The sequence below is a fragment of the Pseudoalteromonas sp. TB25 genome (genome assembly GCF_000497995.1).
Lineage (GTDB): Bacteria > Pseudomonadota > Gammaproteobacteria > Enterobacterales > Alteromonadaceae > Pseudoalteromonas > Pseudoalteromonas distincta.
On the sequence record NZ_AUTI01000030.1, the window covers coordinates 1 to 1,229 of the forward strand.

Below are 1,229 nucleotides of genomic sequence, written 5' to 3' on the forward strand. Positions count from 1 at the left end.
CGGACATACGATAAACCAACGTCCATTAAGGTTTTAAGCTTGCGGGCAATAGCCGGTATTTTGTCAAAATACTCATGCGCGTCTTCAACAGTCATCTCAAGTACTTGGTGTATGTTTTTACCTTTGTATTGGACTTCGAGCGTTTCGCGGTTATAGCGTTTGCTCTTACATACATCACACGGTACATACACATCAGGTAAAAAGTGCATTTCAACTTTAATTAAGCCGTCACCTTGGCACGCTTCACAGCGTCCACCTTTAACGTTAAAGCTAAAGCGACCTACTTTGTAGCCACGTGAGCGCGCTTCTTGTGTGCCTGCAAATAACTCACGAATACCGGTAAATATACCTGTGTAGGTTGCCGGATTTGAACGAGGAGTACGACCAATTGGGCTTTGATCAATATCGATCACTTTATCAAAATGATCTAAACCGCTAATTGATTTATACGGTGCCGCTTCGGCAGTGGTTGCGCCATTTAGCTCTGTATGAGCAAGTTTAAATAAAGTATCGTTTATTAGCGTTGATTTACCTGAGCCCGATACACCTGTCACACAGGTCATTAAACCAAATGGGATTTTTAAATCCACATTTTTAAGGTTATTACCCGTTGCGCCAAATAGCTCTAGCCATTTGTCGTTCGTTGGGTGACGCTCTTTTGGTATTTCTATTTTACGTACGCCTGATAAAAATTGGCCCGTAACAGACTCTTTGCTTGCTAAAATATCGTCGCGCGTACCTTGAGCAATAATATGCCCACCATGAACACCCGCACCTGGGCCAATATCAATAATATGATCTGCAGCACGAATAGCATCTTCATCGTGCTCTACCACAATAACGGTGTTACCTAAGTCGCGCAAATGGACCAATGTTTGTAATAAACGGTCGTTATCGCGTTGATGTAATCCAATAGATGGCTCATCTAGTACGTACATTACACCTACAAGACCGGCACCAATTTGACTGGCTAAGCGGATACGTTGAGCCTCACCACCTGATAATGTATCGGCGCTACGTTCAAGTGATAAATAATTTAGGCCAACGTTAATTAAAAACGATAAGCGGTCGCGAATTTCTTTTAATATTTTTTCAGCTATTTGGCCTTTTTGTCCGGTTAACTCTAAACCTTCAAAAAATTCCATGGCTTCACCAATACTCATGCATGTGATTGCAGGTAAGTTGGTTTGTCCAATAAATACATTTCGAGATTCTTCGCGTAAGCGCGA

The 1,229-nt window shown here is 42.0% G+C and carries 1 pseudogene; it reads right to left on the reverse strand.

The annotated features are described in order from the left end of the window. Positions 1–1,229, reverse strand: a pseudogene (locus L652_RS0100560) (excinuclease ABC subunit UvrA); the annotation flags it as partial.